The sequence below is a fragment of the Stenotrophomonas sp. Steno-Z1 genome, from assembly GCF_056393175.1.
The window spans coordinates 126434-147275 of the sequence record NZ_JBWJPB010000002.1 but is presented as its reverse complement, the minus strand read 5'-3'; the positions used below and the strand labels follow the sequence as shown (position 1 = coordinate 147275).

18 protein-coding genes are annotated in these 20842 nt (G+C 69.1%); 9 read left to right on the top strand and 9 right to left on the bottom strand.

Features of this window, described 5'->3' with window-relative positions; translation table 11 throughout:
• Window positions 1-243: 243 nt before the first annotated feature.
• Window positions 244-1857, bottom strand: coding sequence for an alpha-glucosidase (locus AC06FD_RS07415; RefSeq protein ID WP_449334879.1), 1614 nt, complete (start codon window positions 1855-1857; stop codon window positions 244-246).
• Window positions 1858-2059: 202 nt separating this feature from the next.
• Here AC06FD_RS07415 and AC06FD_RS07410 point away from each other — a divergent pair, with 202 nt between their 5' ends.
• The gene (locus AC06FD_RS07410; protein ID WP_259203762.1) at window positions 2060-3058 is read left to right on the top strand and encodes a polyprenyl synthetase family protein; all 999 of its coding nucleotides are present in this window, start codon (window positions 2060-2062) and stop codon (window positions 3056-3058) included.
• A 1111-nt stretch (window positions 3059-4169) separates the two neighbouring features.
• Here the strand turns inward: AC06FD_RS07410 and AC06FD_RS07405 are convergent.
• Window positions 4170-4970, bottom strand: a complete 801-nt coding sequence (locus AC06FD_RS07405; RefSeq protein ID WP_478077452.1) for a dienelactone hydrolase family protein — start codon at window positions 4968-4970, stop codon at window positions 4170-4172.
• Window positions 4971-5195: 225 nt separating this feature from the next.
• Here AC06FD_RS07405 and AC06FD_RS07400 point away from each other — a divergent pair, with 225 nt between their 5' ends.
• Complete coding sequence (locus tag AC06FD_RS07400) at window positions 5196-5792, top strand: SMI1/KNR4 family protein (protein ID WP_478077451.1); 597 nt, start codon at window positions 5196-5198, stop codon at window positions 5790-5792.
• 281 nt (window positions 5793-6073) lie between these two features.
• On the opposite strand, the gene murD is transcribed toward AC06FD_RS07400, so the two are convergent.
• From murD to AC06FD_RS07385, 3 genes are all read right to left on the bottom strand, one after another.
• Window positions 6074-7483 carry a UDP-N-acetylmuramoyl-L-alanine--D-glutamate ligase gene (gene murD, locus AC06FD_RS07395; RefSeq protein ID WP_478047547.1) on the bottom strand — a complete coding sequence of 470 codons (1410 nt, stop codon included), beginning with the start codon at window positions 7481-7483 and terminating at the stop codon, window positions 6074-6076.
• Window positions 7464-8816, bottom strand: a complete 1353-nt coding sequence (gene murL / locus AC06FD_RS07390) for a UDP-N-acetyl-alpha-D-muramoyl-L-alanyl-L-glutamate epimerase (protein WP_478077450.1) — start codon at window positions 8814-8816, stop codon at window positions 7464-7466. The genes murD and murL overlap by 20 nt, the downstream gene beginning before the upstream one ends.
• Before the next feature lie 70 nt (window positions 8817-8886).
• Window positions 8887-11490, bottom strand: a complete 2604-nt coding sequence (locus tag AC06FD_RS07385) for a bifunctional aspartate kinase/diaminopimelate decarboxylase (RefSeq protein ID WP_259203756.1) — start codon at window positions 11488-11490, stop codon at window positions 8887-8889.
• 170 nt (window positions 11491-11660) lie between these two features.
• Between AC06FD_RS07385 and AC06FD_RS07380 the strand changes: the two genes are divergently transcribed.
• Complete coding sequence (locus AC06FD_RS07380; RefSeq protein WP_478077449.1) at window positions 11661-12536, top strand: PhzF family phenazine biosynthesis protein; 876 nt, start codon at window positions 11661-11663, stop codon at window positions 12534-12536.
• Between the two features lie 15 nt (window positions 12537-12551).
• Here AC06FD_RS07380 and AC06FD_RS07375 read toward each other — a convergent pair whose 3' ends face one another.
• Together AC06FD_RS07375 and AC06FD_RS07370 are read right to left on the bottom strand one after the other, a co-directional pair.
• Complete coding sequence (locus tag AC06FD_RS07375) at window positions 12552-14225, bottom strand: amidohydrolase (RefSeq protein WP_478077448.1); 1674 nt, start codon at window positions 14223-14225, stop codon at window positions 12552-12554.
• Between the two features lie 75 nt (window positions 14226-14300).
• Window positions 14301-14735 carry an OsmC family protein gene (locus AC06FD_RS07370; RefSeq protein WP_259203749.1) on the bottom strand — a complete coding sequence of 145 codons (435 nt, stop codon included), beginning with the start codon at window positions 14733-14735 and terminating at the stop codon, window positions 14301-14303.
• A 376-nt stretch (window positions 14736-15111) separates the two neighbouring features.
• Here AC06FD_RS07370 and AC06FD_RS07365 point away from each other — a divergent pair, with 376 nt between their 5' ends.
• From AC06FD_RS07365 to AC06FD_RS07350, 4 genes are all read left to right on the top strand, one after another.
• On the top strand, window positions 15112-15510 hold the full coding sequence (locus AC06FD_RS07365) for an HU family DNA-binding protein (protein WP_228886225.1): 399 nt from the start codon (window positions 15112-15114) through the stop codon (window positions 15508-15510).
• Between the two features lie 373 nt (window positions 15511-15883).
• A complete protein-coding gene (locus tag AC06FD_RS07360) occupies window positions 15884-16192 on the top strand; it encodes a DUF3861 family protein (protein ID WP_478077447.1) in 309 nt (102 codons plus the stop codon).
• Between the two features lie 49 nt (window positions 16193-16241).
• The gene (locus AC06FD_RS07355) at window positions 16242-16754 is read left to right on the top strand and encodes a hypothetical protein (RefSeq protein ID WP_478077446.1); all 513 of its coding nucleotides are present in this window, start codon (window positions 16242-16244) and stop codon (window positions 16752-16754) included.
• A gap of 102 nt (window positions 16755-16856) precedes the next feature.
• The gene (locus AC06FD_RS07350; protein ID WP_478077445.1) at window positions 16857-17453 is read left to right on the top strand and encodes a DUF1439 domain-containing protein; all 597 of its coding nucleotides are present in this window, start codon (window positions 16857-16859) and stop codon (window positions 17451-17453) included.
• A 73-nt stretch (window positions 17454-17526) separates the two neighbouring features.
• Here the strand turns inward: AC06FD_RS07350 and AC06FD_RS07345 are convergent, their stop codons facing one another.
• The gene (locus tag AC06FD_RS07345) at window positions 17527-18069 is read right to left on the bottom strand and encodes a type 1 glutamine amidotransferase domain-containing protein (protein ID WP_478077444.1); all 543 of its coding nucleotides are present in this window, start codon (window positions 18067-18069) and stop codon (window positions 17527-17529) included.
• A 136-nt stretch (window positions 18070-18205) separates the two neighbouring features.
• Window positions 18206-18673: an SET domain-containing protein gene (locus AC06FD_RS07340; RefSeq protein ID WP_259203744.1), complete on the bottom strand. Its 468-nt coding sequence runs from the start codon at window positions 18671-18673 to the stop codon at window positions 18206-18208.
• A 175-nt stretch (window positions 18674-18848) separates the two neighbouring features.
• Here AC06FD_RS07340 and AC06FD_RS07335 point away from each other — a divergent pair, with 175 nt between their 5' ends.
• Both AC06FD_RS07335 and sufB read left to right on the top strand, forming a co-directional pair.
• Window positions 18849-19301 (top strand): SUF system Fe-S cluster assembly regulator, encoded by a 453-nt coding sequence (locus AC06FD_RS07335; RefSeq protein WP_259203742.1) that lies wholly within the window; start codon window positions 18849-18851, stop codon window positions 19299-19301.
• Between the two features lie 16 nt (window positions 19302-19317).
• Window positions 19318-20793: a Fe-S cluster assembly protein SufB gene (gene sufB / locus AC06FD_RS07330; RefSeq protein WP_449334889.1), complete on the top strand. Its 1476-nt coding sequence runs from the start codon at window positions 19318-19320 to the stop codon at window positions 20791-20793.
• The last annotated feature ends 49 nt before the right edge of the window (window positions 20794-20842 follow it).

Genomic DNA, 20842 nt, shown 5'->3' with positions numbered 1-20842 from the left:
GCCCCGCGGCCGGGGGACACTACGCCAGGGGCCTACCGGCTGCTACGGGGCCCTCACGCTCGCGACCGACCCAAGCGGAGACACCACCCGATCCGCGCAGCGCCGAGACGCCCCGAGACCACATGCATATCGCCGTCCACCGTCCACCAACGCCATCGCAGCGAGACACTCCCCTCCCTGGGACAGGAACAAAAAAAGGGCGAGGCCAAAAGCCCCGCCCTCTCAATACCACCGGAAAAACGTTCAGCCGCGACGCGCGCAGTACATCGATTGCGCTGGAAGCACCAGCTCGCCAGCGTCGGCGTGGCCCACGTCCGGCCCCGGCACGTGCAGCGCCTGCCACGGCCCCGCCGGCAACGCCACGCGCACCGTATCGGCCGACAGATTGAAGGCCAGCAGCAGCGTCTCGCCCGCGTGCCGCCGCTCGAACATCAGCACCGGCTCGGCCGTGGCCAGGAACACGATGTCGCCCACCAGCAGCGTCGGCATCGTCCGCCGCCAGCCCAGGAACGCGCGGAAGGCGCTCAACACCGAGTGCGGATCGTGCTCCTGCACCGCCACCGCCGCCGCCCGATGCTCGGCCGGGATCGGCAGCCACGGCTCGCCCGTGCTGAAGCCCGCCAGCGGCGCGTCCAGCCACGGCATCGGCGTCCGGCACCCGTCGCGGCCCTTGAAATTCGGCCAGAACGTGATCCCGTAGGGGTCCTGCAGCGCCTCGAACGGCACGTCCGCCTCGCCCAGCCCCAGCTCCTCGCCCTGGTACAGGCAGATCGACCCGCGCAGCGAGCACAGCAAGGCCACCAGCAGCCGCGCCAACCGAGGCTGCGCCGGATACCCACCCCAGCGCGTCACCGCACGCTCCACATCGTGGTTGGAAATCGCCCAGCACGGCCAGCCTTCGGTCATCGTCGCCTCCAGCCGCGACACCGTGTCGCGGATGTAGCCGGCGCTGAAATCCTTCACCAGCAGCTCGAAGCTGTAGCCCATGTGCAGGCGGCCTGGCGCCGTGTACTCGGCGGTGGTGGCCAGCGAATCCTCGGCCGAGATCTCGCCCAGGCTCACCGTGCCCGGGTACTCGTCCAGCAGCCCGCGCAGGCGTTCGATGAACCCGAGGTTCTCCGGCTGGGTATTGTTGTAGTAGTGGTACTGGTAGGCGTACGGATTGTCCGCACTGAAACCGCGCCCCACCCGCTTCTCCAGCGGCTTGGCCGGGTTGTCGCGCAGCTGCGCGTCATGGAAGCAGAAGTTGATCGAATCCAGGCGGAAGCCATCCACACCGCGGTCCAGCCAGAAGCGCACGTAGTCCAGCGTGGCCTGCTGCACGGCCGGGTTGTGGAAATCCAGGTCCGGCTGGTCGGCCAGGAAGTTGTGCAGGAAATACTGCTCGCGCCGCGGCTCCCACTGCCAGGCCACCCCGCCAAAGATCGACATCCAGTTGTTGGGCGGCGTGCCGTCCTCGCGGGGGTCGGCCCACACGTACCAGTCGGCCTTGGGATTGGTGCGGTCCTGGCGGCTCTCGCGGAACCAGGCGTGCTCGATCGAGGTGTGGCTGAACACCTGGTCGATCATCACCTTCAGCCCCAGCGCGTGCGCCTTGGCCAGCAGGCGGTCGAAGTCCTCCAGGCGGCCGAACAGCGGGTCCACGTCGCGGTGGTCGGCGATGTCGTAGCCGAAGTCGGCCATCGGCGAGGTGAAGAACGGCGAAATCCAGATCGCGTCCACGCCCAGCGCCGCCACGTAATCCAGGCGTTCGATGATGCCGGGCAGGTCGCCCACGCCGTCGCCGTTGGCGTCCAGGAAACTGCGCGGGTAGATCTGGTAGATGACGGCGCCACGCCACCATGGAGTCTGCGACATTTCAGGGCCCCCTCCGGGCTTCCACGGCACCCGCATCGGGGCGCCAGAACGTAGCGACAAGCTTATCCGCGCGCCTCCGGCGATGGCGCCGCATGCATACGTATTCACGCCCGCGGCCGGCCCGGACCGCCCCGGATGGCCTTCGCGGGCGGAAAACCACCGCACCGCCTATAATTCAGCTCAAGCCTGAAAGTCAGACCGCATGACCATCACCGAAGACACCCGCCCCGCGCTGGGCCTGCCCCAGATCCAGACGCTCGCCGCGCCCGACATGGCCGCCGTCGATGCCCTGATTCGCCGCCGACTGTCCTCGGATGTCGTGCTGATCAACCAGATCGCCGACCACATCATTTCGGCCGGCGGCAAGCGCCTGCGCCCGATGCTGGTGATGCTGGCCGGCCACGCGGTCGGCCAGGCCGGCCCGGAGCACCACCAGCTGGCGGCGATCATCGAGTTCATCCACACCTCCACCCTGCTGCACGACGACGTGGTGGACGAATCCAGCCTGCGGCGCGGCCGCAGCACCGCCAACGCGCTGTGGGGCAACGCCCCGAGCGTGCTGGTCGGCGACTTCCTGTACTCGCGCAGCTTCCAGCTGATGGTCGAGCTGGACCGCATGCCGGTCATGCGCATCCTCGCCGACACCACCAACCGCATCGCCGAAGGCGAGGTGCTGCAGCTGCTGCACGTGCACAACCCCGACACCGACGAAGCCGCCTACCTGCGCGTGATCGAGCGCAAGACCGCGGTGCTGTTCGCCGCCGGCACCCGCCTGGGCGCGCTGGCCAGCGGCGTGGACGAGGCCACCCAGCAGGCGCTGTACGACTACGGCATGGCCCTGGGCTACGCGTTCCAGATCGCCGACGACGTGTTGGACTACTCGGCCAACGCCGACGAACTGGGCAAGAACCTCGGCGACGACCTGGCCGAAGGCAAGGCCACCCTGCCGCTGATCCACGCCATGGCGCATACCGACGCGACCACCCGCGAGCGCCTGCGCGAGATCGTGCAGAACGGCGATGCCGAGGCGATGCCGGAAGTATTGGCCGCCATCCACGCCACCGGCGGCCTGGAATACAGCCGTGCCCGCGCGGTGGAGTACGCCGACGCCGCCGAGCGCGCGCTGGACGGCCTGGCCGACAACGACGCCGTCGCCGCCCTGCGCGGCCTGGCCCGCTACGCGGTGCAGCGCTCGCACTGACGGAGGATGTGCCGGCCGACGGTCGGCTCTACCGGATCGTTCATACGGGCCGACCGCTGGGCGATGTGGTCCCGCATTCGCACGGGCCGACCGTTGGGGCCACGTGGTCCCTGATTCGCACGGGTCGACCGCCGGGGTGACGTGGTCCCTCATTCGTAGAGCCGACCGCCGGGCAACGTGGTCCCGCATTCGTACGGGCCGACTGCCGGGGCAACGTGGCCCTCATTCGTAGAGCCGACCGTTGGTCGGCTGCTCTTCGTTCCGGCACCACGATCGCCGATGAATGCACCGCGCCCTGCGCGGTGCAGCCGACCAAAGGTCGGCTCTACCGGATGGTTCTCACGGGCCGGCCGCCGGGCAATGTGGTCCCTCATTGGTACGGGCCGACCGCCGGGGCAACGTGGTCCCGCATTCGTACGGGCCGACTGCCGGGGCAACGTGGCCCTCATTCGTAGAGCCGACCGTTGGTCGGCTGCTCTTCGTTCCGGCACCACGATCGCCGATGAATGCACCGCGCCGTGCGCGATGCAGCCGACCAACGGTCGGCTCTACCGGATGGTTCGCACGGGCCGACCGCCGGGGCGACGTGGTCCCTCATTCGTACGGGCCGACCGCCGGGGCAACATGGTCCCGCATTCGTACGGGCCGACCGTCGGGGCAACATGGTCCCTCATTCGTACGGGCCGACCGCCGGGGCAACGTGGTCCCGCATTCGTACGGGCCGACCGCCCGGGCGGCGTGGTCCCTCATTCGCACGGGTCGACCGCCGGGGCAACGGGGTCCCTCATTCGTAGAGCCGACCGTTGGTCGGCTGCTCTTCGTTCCGGCACCACGATCGCCGATGAATGCACCGCGCCGTGCGCGGTGCAGCCGACCAACGGTCGGCTCTACCGGATGGTTCGCACGGGCCGACCGCCGGGCAAGGTGGTCCCGCATTCGCACGGGCCGACCGCCGGGGCAACGTGGTCCCGCATTCGTACGGGCCGACAGCCGGGGCGACGTGGCCCCTCACTCGTAGAGCCGACCGTTGGTCGGCTGCTCTTCGTCCCGGCACCACGATCGCCGATGAATGCACCGCGCCATGCGCGGTGCAGCCGACCAACGGTCGGCTCTACCGGCGTTTCGTCTCGAACCGCTCCTCGAAGAACTCATCCAGCGCCTTCCACGCGCGCTTGGCCGCGCGTTCGTTGTACAGGCACCCCGGCGGACTGTTGGCGTCCGATTCGGCGAAGCAGTGCACCGCGCCGCTGTAATTGGTGAACTCCCAGTCGACCTTGGCCGCGTTCATTTCCTGCTCGAAGCTGGCGATGTCGTCCTTGCTCACGCCCTTGTCGTCGGCGCCATTGAGCACCAGCACCGACGGATGGCTGCCACCGGCCTTGGCCGGCAGCGGCGAACCCAGCCCGCCATGCAGGCTCACCACGCCCGCCAGCGGCGCCCCGGCACGCGCCATCTCCAGCACGGTGGTACCGCCGAAGCAGAACCCGACCGCGCCGATCCGGCCTGCATCCAGCGGCGCCTTGCCCGCCTGCGCCTTCAGCACCTCGATCGCCTTCAGCGCCCGCGCACGCAGGACGGGCCGGTCGTTGCGCAGCTTGGTCGCCACCGGGCCGGCCTCGGCATCGGTCTTCGGGCGCACGCCCTTGCCGTACACATCGGCCACCAGCACCACGTAGTCATCGCCGGCCAGCTGCTTGGCCTTGGCAATCGCGGAGTCGTTCACGCCCTTCCAGTTGGGCACCATCACCAGCCCGGGCCGCCTGTCGCTGTCGCTGTCGTCGTAGACCAGGACGCCGCTGAACGTGGTGCCGTCCAGCGTCCACTCCACCGGCTTGGCCTGCATCGCCGCCAGCGCCGGCAACGCCGTCATCCCCAACAGCACCGCCGCACCCCATCGCCATTGCCTTTTCATGCGTCTGCTCCCGACAGAAAGAACCCCGAGTGTATGCCGGCCGCCTGACGACACCGTGTAGAGCCGACCGTTGATCGGCTGCCGTTCGCCCAGTGACCGTTTCGCCATACCCGGCACGGAAATCGCCCCACGCCTCGAAACGGATCGCAGAGGCCGCCCTCAACGGCTCGACGGACGCGCCCCCGATCTGGCAGGCTGGCGGCCCCCGCGTAAGGAACGCCCCGCATGACCCTTGTCGATCGCTTCCTCTCCGGCCTCGCACCGCGCCTGCCGGCAGACGACGCGCCGATGTGGGGCTGGATCGAAGGCGCCAGCAGCACCGACCTGCAGCGCCTGCGCGAACGCTGGCCGCAGGTTCCCGACGGCCTGCTCGCCCTGCTCGGCCGGGTCGATGGCACGCACTACCGTCCCTATCCACAAGGCGAGGTCAACCTGCTGATGCTCGGCTCGGACCTCGGCAGCTACCCCTACTACCTGCGCTCGGTCGAGCAGATGTTCGAGGACAGCGCCCAGTGGGACGGCTGGGGAGAGAGCATCCGTTCGATCTACGAAGAATGGCTGGAGGAAGACCCCGCGATCCTCGGCGCAGGCATCGATGCCGACCTGCCCATGGGCCGGCGACTGTGCTTCGCGCACTGCGCCAACAACGGCGGCACCTCGGTGCTGTACCTGGATTTCGATCCCGCACCCGGCGGCAGCGTTGGCCAGGTAGTGCGCTACCTGCACGACCCGGACAGCTACGCCGTGATCGCCCCCAGTTTCGATGCGTACCTGCAACAGCTCATCGACGGCGGTTACGCCTTCATCGACAAAGACGCCTGACCATCGCACCGATGGCCATGGTCGACCCCGCGCCCCCGTAGAGCCACGCCATGCGTGGCTGCTCTCGGCGCAGACCCCGCAGCCACGCATGGCGTGGCTCTACCAGGTTCGCATCAGCGCGACCGCCTTCATCGACAAAGACGCCTGACCATCGCATCGATGGCCATGGCCAACCCCGCGCGCCCGGTAGAGCCACGCCATGCGTGGCTGCTATCGGCGCAGACCGCGCAGCCACGCATGGCGTGGCTCTACCCGCAAGGGCAGCCGAGCAACGGTAGGCTCTACGCGATTCCGATCCCCGGGATCGCGGTGATCGCCTCCGGATCGAATCCGGCCAGTTCGGCGAAATGCCGCCCACGCGCGACGTAGTCGCGGTACACGCCATAACTGGGCGCGCCGGGGGAAAGCAGCACCACCCCACCCTGCCCACCCAGCGCGGTGCGTGCCAGTTGCATCGCCTCGGCCAGGTCGGCGGCGGCATGCAGGCCGAAACGGCCCGCGTCGGCCAACGGCTGCAACAACGCATGGATGCGCGGGCCGTTGGCGCCCAGGGTGACGATCTCCACCGGCGGCACGTCGTGGGCCATGTGCTGCACGAAATCGTGCCAATCCAGGCCGCGGTCGTGCCCGCCCACCAGCAGCGCGATGCGCTGCCCCGCAAAGCAGTCGAGTGCGGCCAGGCTGGCATGCGGGGTGGTGCTGATCGAGTCGTTGACGAAGGTGATGCCATCGCACGTGCCGATGGTCTGCAGGCGGTTGGGCAACGGACGGAAGTCCTGCACCGCCGCGGCCAACGCCACCGCGTCCAGGCCCAGCGCTTCCAGCGCGGCCAGTACCGCGCACAGGTTGCCGCGGTTGTGCCGGCCGGGCAGCGGCGTATGCGCGGTGTCGAACACCGCCTGCGCCCCCCGATGCACGACATCGCCCCGCATGTGCCAGCCCTCGGCCTGGTTGAACCAGACCACCTCGCTGCCTGGCAGCGACAGCGCCGCCAGGTGCGGGTCGGCGGCATTGAGCACGGCGATGCGCGGCTGCGCGTCGGTCACCAGGCGCAACTTGTCCTGGATGTAACGCGCTTCGCTGCCGTGCCAGTCCAGGTGCTCGGGAAACAGGTTGAGCACGATCGCCACCTGCGGGTGCGCGCCGCTGCGCGCGACCTCGCCGGTCTGGTAACTGGACAGCTCCACCGCCCAGTAGTCCGGTGCCGGATCGGGCGCCAGCACTTCCAGCAGCGGCAGGCCGATATTGCCCACCAGCGCGGTGCGCGCGCCCGAGGCACGCAGCAGGTGCGCCAGCAGCGAGGTGGTGGTGCTCTTGCCCTTGGTGCCGGTCACGCACACCGTATCGCGCACGGTGCCCTGTGCATCGGCGTGCTCGGCGAACCACAGCGAGGTGCCGCCGATGAACTGCGTGCCCTGCGCCGCCGCATGCAGCGCCGCCTCGCCATACGGGCTGATCCCCGGCGATTTGATCACCACCTCGAAGGCGGCCAGCGCGGCGCCGTCCACATCGGCGCGCACGTCCAGGCTACCGGCGGTTTCCTCGCGCGCAGCGGCCGCTTCGGCCGCCGGGCAGAACAGGGTCAGCGGCAGCGCGGGCAGCCGCTGTTGCAGCACGCGCCAGGCGGCACGGCCCTCGCGCCCCCAGCCCCACAACGCAACGCGCTTGCCTTCAAGCTGCGAAATTCGCACGCAGGCGCTCCCAGATCGGCGCCGGGATACGGTGTTCGCCCTCGAGCACCAGCAGCGGCGCGATGCCCAGCTCGGCGGCATCCAGCTGCGGCTGGATCTGCGCAACGAAACGCTTCACCAACGCGTCTTCGGCCCACTCCGGGCGCGCGGCCAGGGTGGCCATCGCCGCGCGCGATTCGCGGCCTTCGCCCACGCATTCGAACGGCTTGTGGTCCTGGAACTCGAGCAGCGCATCGAAGCCACCGGCCTGTTCCGGATCATCCAGCAGGTTGCGGCCAAAGATGCCCACCAGGCGCGTCTTGGGCATGAACGGAGCCAGCGCCAGGAACACGAAATGGCACTTCGGGCACACCCCGCACCAGCGGTTGACCGGGCGTTCGCCAAGAATGTGGAAATTGCGGTTGCAGCTGGAAAAATGCGCGTCGTACGCATCGCTCCTGGCGAACTGGCGCGCCACCGCCAGCTCCGACAACGGGCGCAGCAGCGAGTAGTAATGCAGGTCGGCGGCGACGTGCCGTTCCAGGTGCTCGCCAAAGGCCTGCTCGAACGCCCAGCCCTTCGACCACTGGTGGTTGACCTCGCCGGTGCCGGGAATCTGGCTACCGTAGCTGGCCGAGCGCTCATTGGAGAAGACCACCTGGTCCACGCCCTGCAGCAGCGCGGCCAGCACCATGATCGCCGAATTCACCGCCGTCACCGGGATATGGCCGTTCCAGGCGCCCTGGCGGTTCAACTCGAACAGTTCCGGGGCCAGCGCGCGGCCGATGTTCAGCGTGGGCAGCCCGGTGCGTTCGGCGCAGGCGCGGATCAACTGCGAGCCGCCGATCCATGTCACCGTTTCGGCGATGCCCAGCCCGCGCAGGGCTTCGATGCTGACCAGCGAATCCTTGCCGCCGCCGATCGCCACCAGCGCGTGCTCGCGCAGGCCCACCGCGGGGGCGGCAAACGCCGCGCCATCCACCGGCAGGCGGAAGCGTCCGCGCAGGTTCAGCCCGTTGCGGTAGGCGAACTCGCCCAGCCCGTTGAGGTAGATCGTTTCCACCAGCGCGGCGGTCGCCGCGTCGATGGCATAGCTGTCGATGCGCACCTGGTCCGGTACGCCGGCCTTGTAGTAGCTGACGCCGGCAATCAGGTGCAGCAGGCGCAGCGCGTGCTGCACCGCCTCGGCGCGGGCACCGTCGAGGACGAACGGCGCACCGGGGATGGTCACCGTCTCGACCAGCTCGGGGCCGTCGTCGAAGGCGTAGACCAGGCGCGCCACGCCGGTGTCGGCAGCGAAATCGCAGCGCACGAAGCGGAAAACGGCAACCTGGTGTTTATCGAAAGCAGTCATGGTGTATCCGGTTCAGAGGGCGGCCGTGCGTTTGCACGGCGCGTCTTCAAGGGTGGGCGGCAGGCCGCGGTCACGGCACGTCATCGATGACGTCCTCGCGCGGCAGCTCGCGCTGGTTGTAGGTGTTGGCCATGACGTAGCCGTACGCACCGGCATCGGCGATCAGCATCACATCGTCCGGCGCGGTCGACACCGGCAGCTTGCGGCGCTTGCCGAACACGTCGCTGGACTCGCAGATCGGGCCGACCACGTCGAACACGGCCTCGGCATACCCGCCCAGCCGGCTGAGGTTCTCGATGTCGTGCCAGGCGTCGTACAGGGCCGGACGCATCAGCGTGTTCATGCCCGCGTCCAGGCCCACGCGGCGCACGCCATCCTTCTCGATCACCTGCGTGGCCGTGGTCAGCAGTACGCCGGCCTCGGCCACCAGATAGCGACCGGGTTCGATCGCCAGGCGGAACGCCGGGTGCACCGCCTTGACCTCGGCCAGGCCGGCGGCCCAGGCCTCCAGGTCGAACGGCTCGTCGTCGGCACTGTAGGGGATGGGCAGACCACCGCCGATGTCGATGGTTTCCACGCTGCCGATGCGGCGCGCGAAACCGGCCAGCTCATCGCACATCAGGCGCCAGTGCTGCGCGGTTTCCACGCCACTGCCCAGGTGCGCATGCAGGCCCACCACGCGCGTGCCCAGCTCGGTGGCCAGGCGCACGAACTCGTCCACGCGGGCAATCGGCAGGCCGAACTTGGAGTCCTTGCCGCCGGTGCGCACCTTGGCGTGGTGGCCTTCACCACGGCCCAGGTCCACGCGCAGCCACAGTTCGCGGTTGCGGAACAGCTCTGGCCAGCGCTGCAGCGCTTCAACGTTGTCCACGGTGACGGTCACGCCCAGCGCGAAGGCTGCGTCGTACTCGGCACGCGGAGCGAAGCTGGGGGTGAACAGCACGCGGCGCGGCGACAGCGTCGGCAGCGTGTTGAACACATGCTTGAGCTCGCCATGCGACACGCATTCCAGGCCAAAGCCTTCCTGCTCCAGCACCTCCAGGATGGCCGGGTGCGAGTTGGCCTTGATCGCGTAGTAACGCTGGTCGATGGCTTTGATGGCCGTCAGCGCGCGGGCGCGGGCGCGCACCGTGGGCAGGTTGTACACATAGCGCGGCGTACCGGCCTGCGCCAGGGTCAACAGGTGCTCGCGCTGGCCACGCCACCAGGCGGTTTCGCGCGGACGCACGGTGCCGGCGATCTCGCGCCAGCGCGGGCCGAACACCTCGCCCTCTTCGACCGGCATCGCGCCGCTGTCGATCAGCTCGGCATGCAGGATCGGCAGCAGGCCGTCGGCGTCGGCTTCGTCGATGACGAAGGTCAGGTTGAGGTCGTTGGAGGACTGCGAAATCATGTGCACGCGTTCACGGCCGAACGTGGCCCACACGTCCGACAGCTTGTGCAGCAGCGAGCGCATGCCTCGCCCGACCAGGGTGATCGCCGCGCACGGCACGATGATCTTCACCTTGCAGATCTGCGACAGGTCGGCCGACAGGGCGGCCAGCACGTCGGTGTTGACCAGGTTCTCGGACGGGTCCAGCGACACGGTCACGTTGGTTTCCGCCGAGCCGATCAGGTCCACCGACAGCCCGTGCTTCTTGAACAGCCCGAACACGTCGGCCAGGAAGCCGACCTGCTGCCACATGCCGATGCCTTCCATCGACACCAGCACGATGCCGTTGCGCCGGCTGATCGCCTTCACCCCCGGCACCGGTGCGGCGTTGCCGTCGATGCTGGTGCCCGGCAGTTCCGGGCGCTCGGTATCCAGGATCGCCATCGGCACGCCGGCGTCGCGGCACGGCTTGATCGAGCGCGGATGCAGCACCTTGGCGCCGGTGGTGGCGATTTCCTGCGCTTCGTAATAATCCAGGCGGGTCAGCAGGCGGGCGTCGGGCACGTCGCGCGGGTTGGCGCTGAACATGCCCGGCACGTCGGTCCAGATTTCCACGCGGCTGGCGCCGAGCAGCGCGCCGAAGTACGCCGCCGAGGTGTCCGAGCCGCCGCGGCCGAGGATGGCGGTGCCGCCATCGGCGTGCCGCGAAATGAAGCCCTGGGTGATCAGCATGCGCGTGGGCTGCGCGCGGAAGCGTGCGGCCCACTCGGCATCGGCACGCCACTGGCAGTTCACCGACAGGCGCTGCGACCAGTCGCTCTGGTTGGGCTGCGGCGGCAGCGCATCCAGCCACTGGCGTGCATCCATCCAGCCGAAGTCCAGGCCACTGGCGCGCAGGTAGGCCGCGCCGACGGTGGAGGACAGCAGCTCGCCCTGGCCCAGCACGTCGGCCTGCCAGTCCAGCGGGCGGCTGGCCGCGCGCGGGTCATCCAGCAGCCCGGACAACCCCGCCAGGCGCTCATCCAGCGCGCCGGCGTCGAGCGCCAGGTCCACCAGGAACGCACGGTGGCGCGCCACCAGCGCATCCATGCGGGCACGGCTGTCGGCGGCACCATCGGCGATGGCGGTCAGTTCGTTGGTCACCCCGGACAACGCCGAGACCACCACCAGCACGCGCGCACCGGTCTCTTCCGCACGTTTTTTCGCCAGCTTCCCGATCGTGTCCCAGCGGTGACGACGCGACACGGAGGTGCCGCCGAACTTCAGTACGATCCAGCGATCGACAAGGGGGGAAGCTGACATGGAGGTAAAGGGGGTTTCGTAGTGGGAGGGGGGGATTCGCCCGGCACACCGGCCGAACTCCCGATTCTATGCCAAGCCCGGCCCCGGCAGGGCCAGCCAGCGCACCCGCGCGGCCCCGGAACCGGCCCGGGTTGGTAAGCTGCCCGACCGTTTCGCAGACCCCCACCGCCATGACTTCCCGCCGTTTCCTGCAGTTGGACGTGTTTTCCCCCCGCCCCGGCGCCGGCAACCCGCTGGCGGTGGTGCTCGACGCCGAGGGCCTGGACGAGGCCAGCATGCAGGCCATCGCGCGCTGGACCCGGCTGCCGGAGACCACCTTCGTGTTTGCCCCGGAAACGGCCGGCACCAGCTACCGCATCCGCATGTTCAGCCCACAGAAGGAAGTGCCCTTTGCCGGCCATCCCAGCGTTGGCACTGCCCACGCCGTGCTCGAGGCCGGGTTGGCCGCGCCGCTGGAGGGGGTGCTGGTGCAGGACGGCATCGCCGGGGCGTTGCCGCTGCGCGTGGCCGGTGACGGCGCGTCGCGCAGCATCGCCATCCGCACCCCGCGCGCCAGCGTCGCCGAGGTGACCACCGCCGCCGACCCGCGCCTGCAGGCCGCACTGGCCGGCTGGGCGTTGGGCGCGCTGCCGCCGGCGCGCATGGCCGGCGGGCGCAGCTGGTGGGTGGTGGAACTGGATGAGGAGGCCACGCTGCGTGCGCTGCGCCCGGACTGGGACGCGATTGCCGCGCTGGCCGAGGCCACCGACAGCATGGGCGTGTTCGCCTACGCGCGCAGCGAGGGCCAGGCATGGGACCTGGCCGTGCGCGCCTTCGTCGGCAATGGCCGTCGCTTCGAAGATGCGGCCTCCGGCGCGGCCAACGCCGTGCTGGCGGCGTGGCTGGACAGCCGCGATGCCCTCCCGGGCGGCGCGCGCGACTACGTGGTCAGCCAGGGCCGCGAAGTCGGCCACGACGCGCGGCTGCACCTGCATATCGACGCCGCCGGCGATGTCTGGTCCGGTGGCCAGGTGCAGACCGTCATCCGCGGCACCCTGGACTGGTAAGCGCGCCGCAGCGGTTCAGCGCGCGGCTTCGTAGACCGGGCGGCCATCCACCCAGGTCGAGCGCACCTGCAGCTCGGCCAACTGCGCCGCCGGCACCGCCAGCGGGTCGCGGTCGAGCACCACGAAGTCGGCGCGCAGCCCCGGCTGCAGGCGGCCCACCTCGGTGTCGTCATGCCCGGCCCAGGCCGCGTCGGCGGTAAAGCCACGCAGCGCCTCGGCAGCGCTCAGGCGCTGGTCCGGCAGCCAGCCGCCCGGCGGCTGCCCCGCGCGGTCCTGCCGCGTCACCGCTGCGTACAGCCCCAGCCGCGGGTCCACCTGCTCCACCGGGAAATCCGAGCCCAATGCGAGATGCGCGCCGGAGGCCAGCATCCGCCGCCATGCATACGCGCCCTGGATGCGCTCCGGGCCCACCCGGTCCTGCGCCCAGCCCATGTCCGAGGTGGCGTGGGTGGGCTGCATCGAGGCGATCACGCCCAGCGCGGCGAAGCGCGGGATGTCCGCCAGCGCCACCACCTGCGCATGTTCGATGCGCCAGCGATGGTCACGCGATTTGCCGTCGCCCAGCACCCGCGCATAGGTGTCCAGCGCGATCCGGTTGCCGCGATCCCCGATCGCGTGGGTGGCCACCTGCAGCCCGCAGCCATCGGCCTTGCGCACCGCCACGTCGAAGGCATCGGGCGAGGTCACCAGCAGCCCGCGGTTATGCGGGTCGTCGCTGTAGTCGGCCAACAGCGCGGCCCCGCGGCTGCCCAGCGCGCCATCCATGAACAGCTTCACGCCCTGCATTTGCAGGCGTCCGCCCGGGTGGCGATACGCCCCGTGTGCGCACAGATCGGCCAGCGCCTCGGCGTCGCCATCGGCGTAGGCATCGATGCGCAGCGGCAGCTGGCCGGCATCGGCGAAACGGCGCATCAGCGCCAGGTCCTCGCGTGAGACGCCCATGTCATGCACGCCGGTCAGCCCTTGGCTGACCGCTTTGCGCAGTGCGCGGGCCAGCATCTGCTCGCGCGCGGCCTCGCCCGGAGCCGGGATCGCCGTACGCACCAGCTCCATCGCGCCGTCGATGAAGACTCCGCTGGGCTGGTGGCGCGCATCGCGGACGATGCGCCCGCCCGCCGGCTGCCAGCGCCCGGCCAGGGCACGCTGCCCGGGCTGCTGCGCCAGCGCGCGCAGGGCGGCGCTGTTGGCCCAGCCGGCGTGCCCGTCGATGCGCCCGAGCCAGACCGGACGCGCCGGGAACGCCGCATCGACGTCGGCCGCGGTCGGGAAATCCGTCTGCGCCCATTGGTTCTGGTCCCAGCCGTTGCCCAGCAGCCAGCCGTCCGGGTTGTCGGCGGCGAAGCGCTGCAGCCGCGCGATGATCTCGGCCTTGCTGGTCGCGCCGCTCAGGTCGGCCTGCATCAGCGTGGCGCCCAGGAACATCAGGTGGGCATGCGCATCGATCAAGCCCGGCACCACGGTCGCATCGCCCAGGTCGGTCACCGTCGCCAGCGGGTAACGCTCCCGCAGCGCGTCGCGCTCGCCCACCGCCAGCACGCGGCCGCTGGCGTCGTCCCAGGCCAGCGCGGTAGCGGCCGGCGCATCGGTTTCACCGGTGTGGATGGTCGCGGCGGTCAGCAGCCGCACATCGGCCTGCGCCTGGGCGGCACACAGACAGGACAACAGGACAGCCAGAACACGAACGCGCATACGATGCTCCCCGCAACGAAACAGGGGCGACTATGCCGCCCCTGCCGGGTTCACTCAATGCGCGCTGCGGCACGCTCAACCGGCCAGCTCGGCCTCCAGGCTGATCGGCACCGCGCTCAACGCCTTGGACACCGGGCAGTTCTGCTTGGCGTCGTCGGCGATCGCACGGAACTGCGTCGCATCGATGTTCGGCACCACGGCCTTGACCGTCAGGGTGATCTGCGAAAGCTGCGGACCGCCTTCCATCGACAGGTCGACCTTGGCCTCGGTGTCCAGCGAGGTCGGCACGAACCCGGCCTCGGTGAGCTTGGCCGAGAGGGCCATGGTGAAGCAGCCGGCGTGCGCGGCGGCGATCAGTTCTTCCGGGTTGGTGCCCTTCTCATCGCCGAAGCGGCTGCTGAAGGCATAGCGGGTCTTGTCCAGCAGGCCGCTCTGCGGCGTGCTCAATTGTCCCTTGCCTGTCTTGAGGTCACCTTCCCAGTGCGCGGTGGCATGACGCGAAATACCCATCGGTTGTTCTCCTGCGGATGAATGGCAGGACCAGCATGGACCGTGCGGCGTTAGCACCGTGTCGGGCCGGTGTGTCGGCGCCGGCAGTGCCGCTCCCGCAGCCACGCGACGGCGCCCGGGCGACGCAAAAAAACCGCTGTTTTCAAGGGGGTTGCGCCCTCCAGGCACCCGACGCCGGGCCCCGCCCCGCCCAGGCCCAGGTCGCGCCGACCCCTGTTTTTCGGCTATGTGCTGATGCACTGCGGTAACCGACACGCGGGAAATCGCGAATATTTATGCGATTGCCTATTGGCGGCGCCGCATTGTTGCCCTACATTTCGCTTGCCGACGGGGTTCGGCGCGACCAAACAACCAACCGTTCACGGAACAGGAAACCATGGCAAAGACCGCTAAGAAGGCTGCCCCGAAGAAGGCAGTAAAGAAAGTCGCTACCAAGGCAGCCGCCAAGCCGGCCGCTCCCAAGCCGATCAAGGACGTACTGAGCAAGTCTGGTCTGGTTGCACACATCGTTGAAGCGTCCGGCGTTGTCGCCAAGGACGTGCGCGCCGTGCTCGCCTCGCTGGAAGGCGCCGTCGCCGCTTCGGTGCACAAGAAGGGCGCGGGCAGCTTCACCCTGCCGGGCCTGCTGAAGATCACCACCGTCAGCGTTCCGGCCAAGCCGAAGCGCAAGGGCATCAACCCGTTCACCAAGGAAGAGCAGTGGTTCGCCGCCAAGCCGGCCTCCACCAAGCTGAAGGTGCGTCCGCTCAAGAAGCTCAAGGACGCTGCGCTGTAATCAGCGCGTTTCCTGCAGCACCCGGACGGGACGGCCTTGGCCGTCCCGTTCTTTTTTGGCTGTCCTGCGCGCCTCCGGCTCGCACTGCGTGGGGTACGCGTGCGGCGGTTGCAGCTCGCCCGCCTGGCTATCGATCGTCTGTCCAGGGCGGGGCCCAGCAGGCATGGCCCTGCCATCCGGGCAGACCGCGCAACACAGCGTTGCCCACGCCGGCGTGCAGGCCTGGCACGCGCGCAAACGCCGCTGCCACGGCCTTCCCGGTCCGTTCGGTCAGCACTGGAACGCACAAGGTGGAACACTGCGTGCGACCGCACCGGTCGCCGCTGGCGATGGGCACGCCTATGGTGGGCCTGTCCCCACACCGCCGGCCGCCATGACCAGTCCCTCCCAGCGTTACCGCATTACCGTCACTCCGATCGAGAAGGACGGGCTGCAGTGCAGCGGACGCTGCACGATCGAACTGGAACACCGCGCCCAGCAGGACTGGATGCGGCTGCTGGAGGTGGCACGCCGTCAGGCCGGCTTGAGCGGCGACGAGCGCGCCGCGGCCATCGTGGCCACCCAGTTGCTGCACGACCTGGCCAGCCGCCATGCGCAGGAGCCGGACCACCCGCTGACCCGCCTGCAGCCGCAGCTGGGGCAGGTGCTGGACGCCTTGCAGGACATCCAGCAGGCCCCCTGAGCCCGCCGCCCGGCCGTTACACTCTGCCCTTCTCCGGGGAGAGACCGCCATGCGCCGTGCCATGTTCCTGCTACCGCTCCTGCTGGGCGGCTGTTCCTGCCAACGCGATGCCGGCGACGCCAGCCGCGCGCACGCAGCCGCTGCAGCGCAGCCGAACGACGCCGCCAGCGGCGACGCCCTGGGCGACATCCCTATCCCCGCGCTCAGCGCGGTGGCTGCCGGTGCGGACAGCGAAGGCCGCGTGGTGCGCCATTACCTCAATGCGGTGATGCGCGGTGATCGCGCCGCCGCCGATGCGTTCTGGAGCACTGGTCGGTCCCTCGGTGCCGACGATGCCGCCCTGCGCGACCTGCCCGGCCTGCGCACGCTGCGGGTGGAGACCGATGCGCCGATCGCCCGCGACGAGGACCAGCCCTCGCGGCTGCGCGAAGTACCCGTGCGGATCCGCGCCGCCACCGCCAACGGCGTGCAGCGCTACAAAGGCTGGTACCGCCTGCGACCCAAGCCCGATGGCAGCGGCTGGGAAATCCATGCCGCGTCCCTGCAACCGATGCTCGACTGAGTCGCCGGCAACCGCGGCGCTGCGTGCGCCCCGTATCCAAGCTGGATTCAGCCGAAGGCGCTATCGTGGGCGTCTTCCTCCCACCTCCCACGGCCTGACACCATGAACGCACGCCCGCTGTTGTCCCGCCTTGTCGCCTGCACCGTCTTGATCGCCGCTGCGGTCGGCGCGCAGGCTGCCCCCAGCGTCTCCGGTCGCCAGCTGTCGGTCGGGGCCAGCGACGTCCAGCAGTACCTCGACGGCAGCTTCCCGCGCACGCAGGATGCCCTCGGCGGCCTGATCGCCATGACCATGAGCCACCCCCAGCTGACCCTGCCGCAAGGCAATCGCCTGGACCTCGGCTTCGACGTGGCGATGGCCACCGCCGGCAGTGCGCCTGCGCCGCTGGGCAAGGTCAAGCTGAGCAGCGGCCTGCGCTATGACGCGCAGACCCAGGGCTTCCACCTGGACCAGCCGACCGTGGACGATTTCACCCCGGCCAACAATGGCGGCCGCCTCGACTCCCGCACCCGCAGCCTGCTCAACGCCTGGCTGACCGACTACGCGCGGCGCGAGCCGATCTACAAGATCGACCCGACCGTGGCCAGCGTGCTGGGCGCGTTGCAGGTGCAGTCGGCGCAGGTGCAGAACGGCAAGCTGGTGGTCACCTTCAACCAGGACCTCGGCAAGCTGGTGCCGGCGGGTGTGTTGGGCCGATAACCTCGAACCAGGCCGCGGCCCACGTCAGGGGCCGCGGCGGGTACCGACCGTGGGCCGGTCGGTACCGCGATGATCAAGCGGCCAGCGCCTTGGCGACCGCATCGGCAAACGCGGGGATGTCATCCGGCTTGCGGCTGGTGATCAGGTTGCCATCCACCACCACCTCGGCGTCGCGCCAGCGCGCGCCGGCATTGCCAAGATCGGTTTTCAGCGACGGCCACGAGGTGACCTCGCGGCCCTTGGCCAGGCCCGACTCCACCAGCAGCCACGGTCCGTGGCAGATCGCCGCGACCGGCTTGCCGCTGGCGCCGAAGGCCTTGATCAAGTCCACCGCCTGGCTGTCGATGCGCAGTTTGTCCGGGTTGATCACCCCGCCCGGCAGCACCAGCGCGTCATAGGCCTCGGCCTTGGCGGCGGCCAGCGACTGGTCGACCGTGACGCTCTCGCCCCAGTCCTTGTCCTTCCAGCCGCGGATCTGCTTGGCGTCGCCCGGCGCGATCACCGTGACGGTAGCGCCCCAGGATTCCAGCAGGCGCTTGGGCTCCTGCAGCTCGGACTGTTCGAAACCGTCGGTGGCCAGGACCGCCACCTGCTTGCCGTTGAGTGCGTGTGCCATGGAAAGCTCCGTTGAAAAGGAGCGTCCAGTGTGCGCAGCGCCGCATTGGGCAACAGTGACCGGCATGTGCACGGCGTGTCGGTGTCCACCGCCATGCACGGCGGGTACCGACCAAGGGCCGGTACGCGCGGCGCTATCAGCGCTTGGGCTGCAGCATCGTCCCGGTGCACTTCTTCGACCCGCAACGGCATTCCCAGATCTTCTTCAGGCGCGCGGTGTGGCGCTCGGCCAGGGTGATGCCGTAGTTGTAGGTCAGCTCGTCGCCCGGCTGGATGTCCTTGATCGCCTCGATGAACACCTTGTCCTCGCGGCGGTTGTCACCCTCGGCCTCTTCGATCACCGCCTCGCAGTTCGGCTCGCAGCTGTGGTTCAACCAGCGCGCGTCGTTGCCCTTGTAGTTGGCGTCGATGACGTAATCGTCGTTCAGGGTGAACAGGAAGGTGTGACCACTCTCCACGTCCCCGGTATCATCGGCATCCACGTCGGCGTGGCTGCGCAGCAGACCCTTGTACTGGATGACCCGCTCGCCCTGCTTGATCGGCGCCAGCGCGAACACGCCATTGCCATGGATGGAGGACTTGCGGGCTTGGATCTTCTTGGGCATCTGGCTGGCCGTTGCGAGAGGTAGGGACCGATTCTCGCTTAATCTTTGTGATTGCCAAAGCGACGCGCGCGCCCGCCCCCGCGACACCCCGTCGCGACGCGCCTGAACGGGGTGGGTTGGATGCCCGGGGATAAAAGCGTACAATTTCAGTCCGCTTTATGGTTCTGCCCTCCCCATGCTCCGCGTTACCAAGCTCACCGATTACGCCACCGTCGTGCTGACCGTGCTCGCCGCCCGCCCGGGTGAGGTGCTCAGCGCCACCGAGCTGGCCGAGTTCGCCAGCCTCGAACCGCCCACCGTCAGCAAGCTGCTCAAGCCGCTGGCCCAGGCCGGCCTGGTCGAAGGCCTGCGCGGCGTGCGCGGCGGCTATCGCCTGACCCGCGCGGCCGACCAGATCAGCCTGTTCGAGATCGTGGAAGCCATGGAAGGTCCGCTGGGCCTCACCGAGTGCGCCCACGAGCACAGCCAGTGCGGGCGCGAGATGCAGTGCGGCGCACGCAGCAGCTGGCGGCTGATCAACGACGTGGTGTCCGAAGCACTGCGTGCGGTCAGCCTGGCGCAGATCCTGCCCCCTCTTCCCCTTGTTGACGCCCCCCGCCGCGTGATCGCGGCGGATGTCGTCTCCTGATCCACAGGCAGCCCCCATGGCCACCGATATCCTCGACACCGTCGCCGCCGGCGATACCCCCAACCGCGAGATCCATGAGCAGCTCGGCCGCAAATACGCGGCGGGCTTCATCACGGACATCGAATCGGACTCGCTGCCGCCTGGCCTGGACGAGGACACCATCCGTGCCCTGTCGGCCAAGAAGGACGAGCCGGAATGGATGACGCAGTGGCGCCTCGAGGCCTACCGCCACTTCCTGACCATGCCGATGCCGGACTGGGCCAAGCTGCAGATCGCCGCGATCGACCTGCAGGCGCTCAGCTACTACTCCGCGCCGAAGGGCCCGAAGTACGCCTCGCTGGACGACGTGCCCAAGGAACTGCTGGACACCTACGACAAGCTGGGCGTGCCGCTGCACGAGCGCGCCAGGCTGGCCGGCGTCGCCGTGGACGCGGTGTTCGACTCGGTCTCGGTCGGCACCACGTTCCGCAAGGAACTGGCCGAGAAGGGCGTGATCTTCTGCTCGATGTCCGAGGCCATCAAGGAACACCCGGACCTGGTCAAGCAGTACCTGGGCAGCGTGGTGCCGGTCGGCGACAACTACTTCGCCGCGCTCAACTCGGCGGTGTTCTCCGATGGCAGCTTCGTGTTCATTCCCCGGGGCGTGCGCTGCCCGATGGAACTGAGCACCTATTTCCGCATCAACGCCGGCCACACCGGCCAGTTCGAGCGCACCCTGATCATCTGCGAGGACAAGGCGTACGTGTCCTACCTGGAAGGCTGCACCGCGCCGATGCGCGATGAGAACCAGCTGCACGCCGCGGTGGTCGAGCTGGTCGCGCTGGACGATGCCGAGATCAAGTACTCCACGGTGCAGAACTGGTACCCGGGCGACGAGAACGGCGTGGGCGGCATCTACAACTTCGTCACCAAGCGTGCCGAATGCCGTGGCGCGCGCAGCAAGGTCACCTGGACCCAGGTCGAGACCGGTTCGGCGATCACCTGGAAGTACCCGTCCTGCGTGCTGCTGGGCGACGACTCGGTGGGCGAGTTCCACTCGGTGGCGCTTACCCACCATCGCCAGCAGGCCGACACCGGCACCAAGATGATCCACATCGGCAAGCGCACCAAGAGCAAGATCGTCAGCAAGGGCATCAGCGCCGGGCGCGGCCAGAACACCTACCGCGGCCTGGTCAAGGTGGACCGCAACGCCGACGGCGCGCGCAACTACACCCAGTGCGATTCGCTGCTGATCGGCAAGACGTCCGGCGCGCACACCTTCCCGTACATCGAGGTCAAGAACCCGAGCGCGACGGTGGAGCACGAGGCGACCACCTCCAAGATCTCCGACGACCAGCTGTTCTACTGCCGCGCGCGTGGCATCGACCAGGAAAACGCGGTGTCGATGATCGTCGACGGCTTCTGCAAGCAGGTCTTCCGCGAGCTGCCGATGGAGTTCGCGGTGGAAGCCAAGAAGCTGCTGGAAGTCTCGCTGGAAGGGTCTGTCGGTTAACCCGACAGCCGCCTTCGTTTGAATTTTTCAGCCACGCACGGCGTGGCGC

Coding starts and splice junctions, on each gene's coding strand:
- AC06FD_RS07415 (WP_449334879.1), bottom strand. CDS start 1,857: ATGTCGCAGACTCCATGGTGGCGTGGCGCCGTCATCTACCAGATCTAC.
- AC06FD_RS07410 (WP_259203762.1), top strand. CDS start 2,060: ATGACCATCACCGAAGACACCCGCCCCGCGCTGGGCCTGCCCCAGATC.
- AC06FD_RS07405 (WP_478077452.1), bottom strand. CDS start 4,970: ATGAAAAGGCAATGGCGATGGGGTGCGGCGGTGCTGTTGGGGATGACG.
- AC06FD_RS07400 (WP_478077451.1), top strand. CDS start 5,196: ATGACCCTTGTCGATCGCTTCCTCTCCGGCCTCGCACCGCGCCTGCCG.
- murL (WP_478077450.1), bottom strand. CDS start 8,816: ATGACTGCTTTCGATAAACACCAGGTTGCCGTTTTCCGCTTCGTGCGC.
- AC06FD_RS07385 (WP_259203756.1), bottom strand. CDS start 11,490: ATGTCAGCTTCCCCCCTTGTCGATCGCTGGATCGTACTGAAGTTCGGC.
- AC06FD_RS07380 (WP_478077449.1), top strand. CDS start 11,661: ATGACTTCCCGCCGTTTCCTGCAGTTGGACGTGTTTTCCCCCCGCCCC.
- AC06FD_RS07375 (WP_478077448.1), bottom strand. CDS start 14,225: ATGCGCGTTCGTGTTCTGGCTGTCCTGTTGTCCTGTCTGTGTGCCGCC.
- AC06FD_RS07370 (WP_259203749.1), bottom strand. CDS start 14,735: ATGGGTATTTCGCGTCATGCCACCGCGCACTGGGAAGGTGACCTCAAG.
- AC06FD_RS07365 (WP_228886225.1), top strand. CDS start 15,112: ATGGCAAAGACCGCTAAGAAGGCTGCCCCGAAGAAGGCAGTAAAGAAA.
- AC06FD_RS07360 (WP_478077447.1), top strand. CDS start 15,884: ATGACCAGTCCCTCCCAGCGTTACCGCATTACCGTCACTCCGATCGAG.
- AC06FD_RS07355 (WP_478077446.1), top strand. CDS start 16,242: ATGCGCCGTGCCATGTTCCTGCTACCGCTCCTGCTGGGCGGCTGTTCC.
- AC06FD_RS07350 (WP_478077445.1), top strand. CDS start 16,857: ATGAACGCACGCCCGCTGTTGTCCCGCCTTGTCGCCTGCACCGTCTTG.
- AC06FD_RS07345 (WP_478077444.1), bottom strand. CDS start 18,069: ATGGCACACGCACTCAACGGCAAGCAGGTGGCGGTCCTGGCCACCGAC.
- AC06FD_RS07340 (WP_259203744.1), bottom strand. CDS start 18,673: ATGCCCAAGAAGATCCAAGCCCGCAAGTCCTCCATCCATGGCAATGGC.
- AC06FD_RS07335 (WP_259203742.1), top strand. CDS start 18,849: ATGCTCCGCGTTACCAAGCTCACCGATTACGCCACCGTCGTGCTGACC.
- sufB (WP_449334889.1), top strand. CDS start 19,318: ATGGCCACCGATATCCTCGACACCGTCGCCGCCGGCGATACCCCCAAC.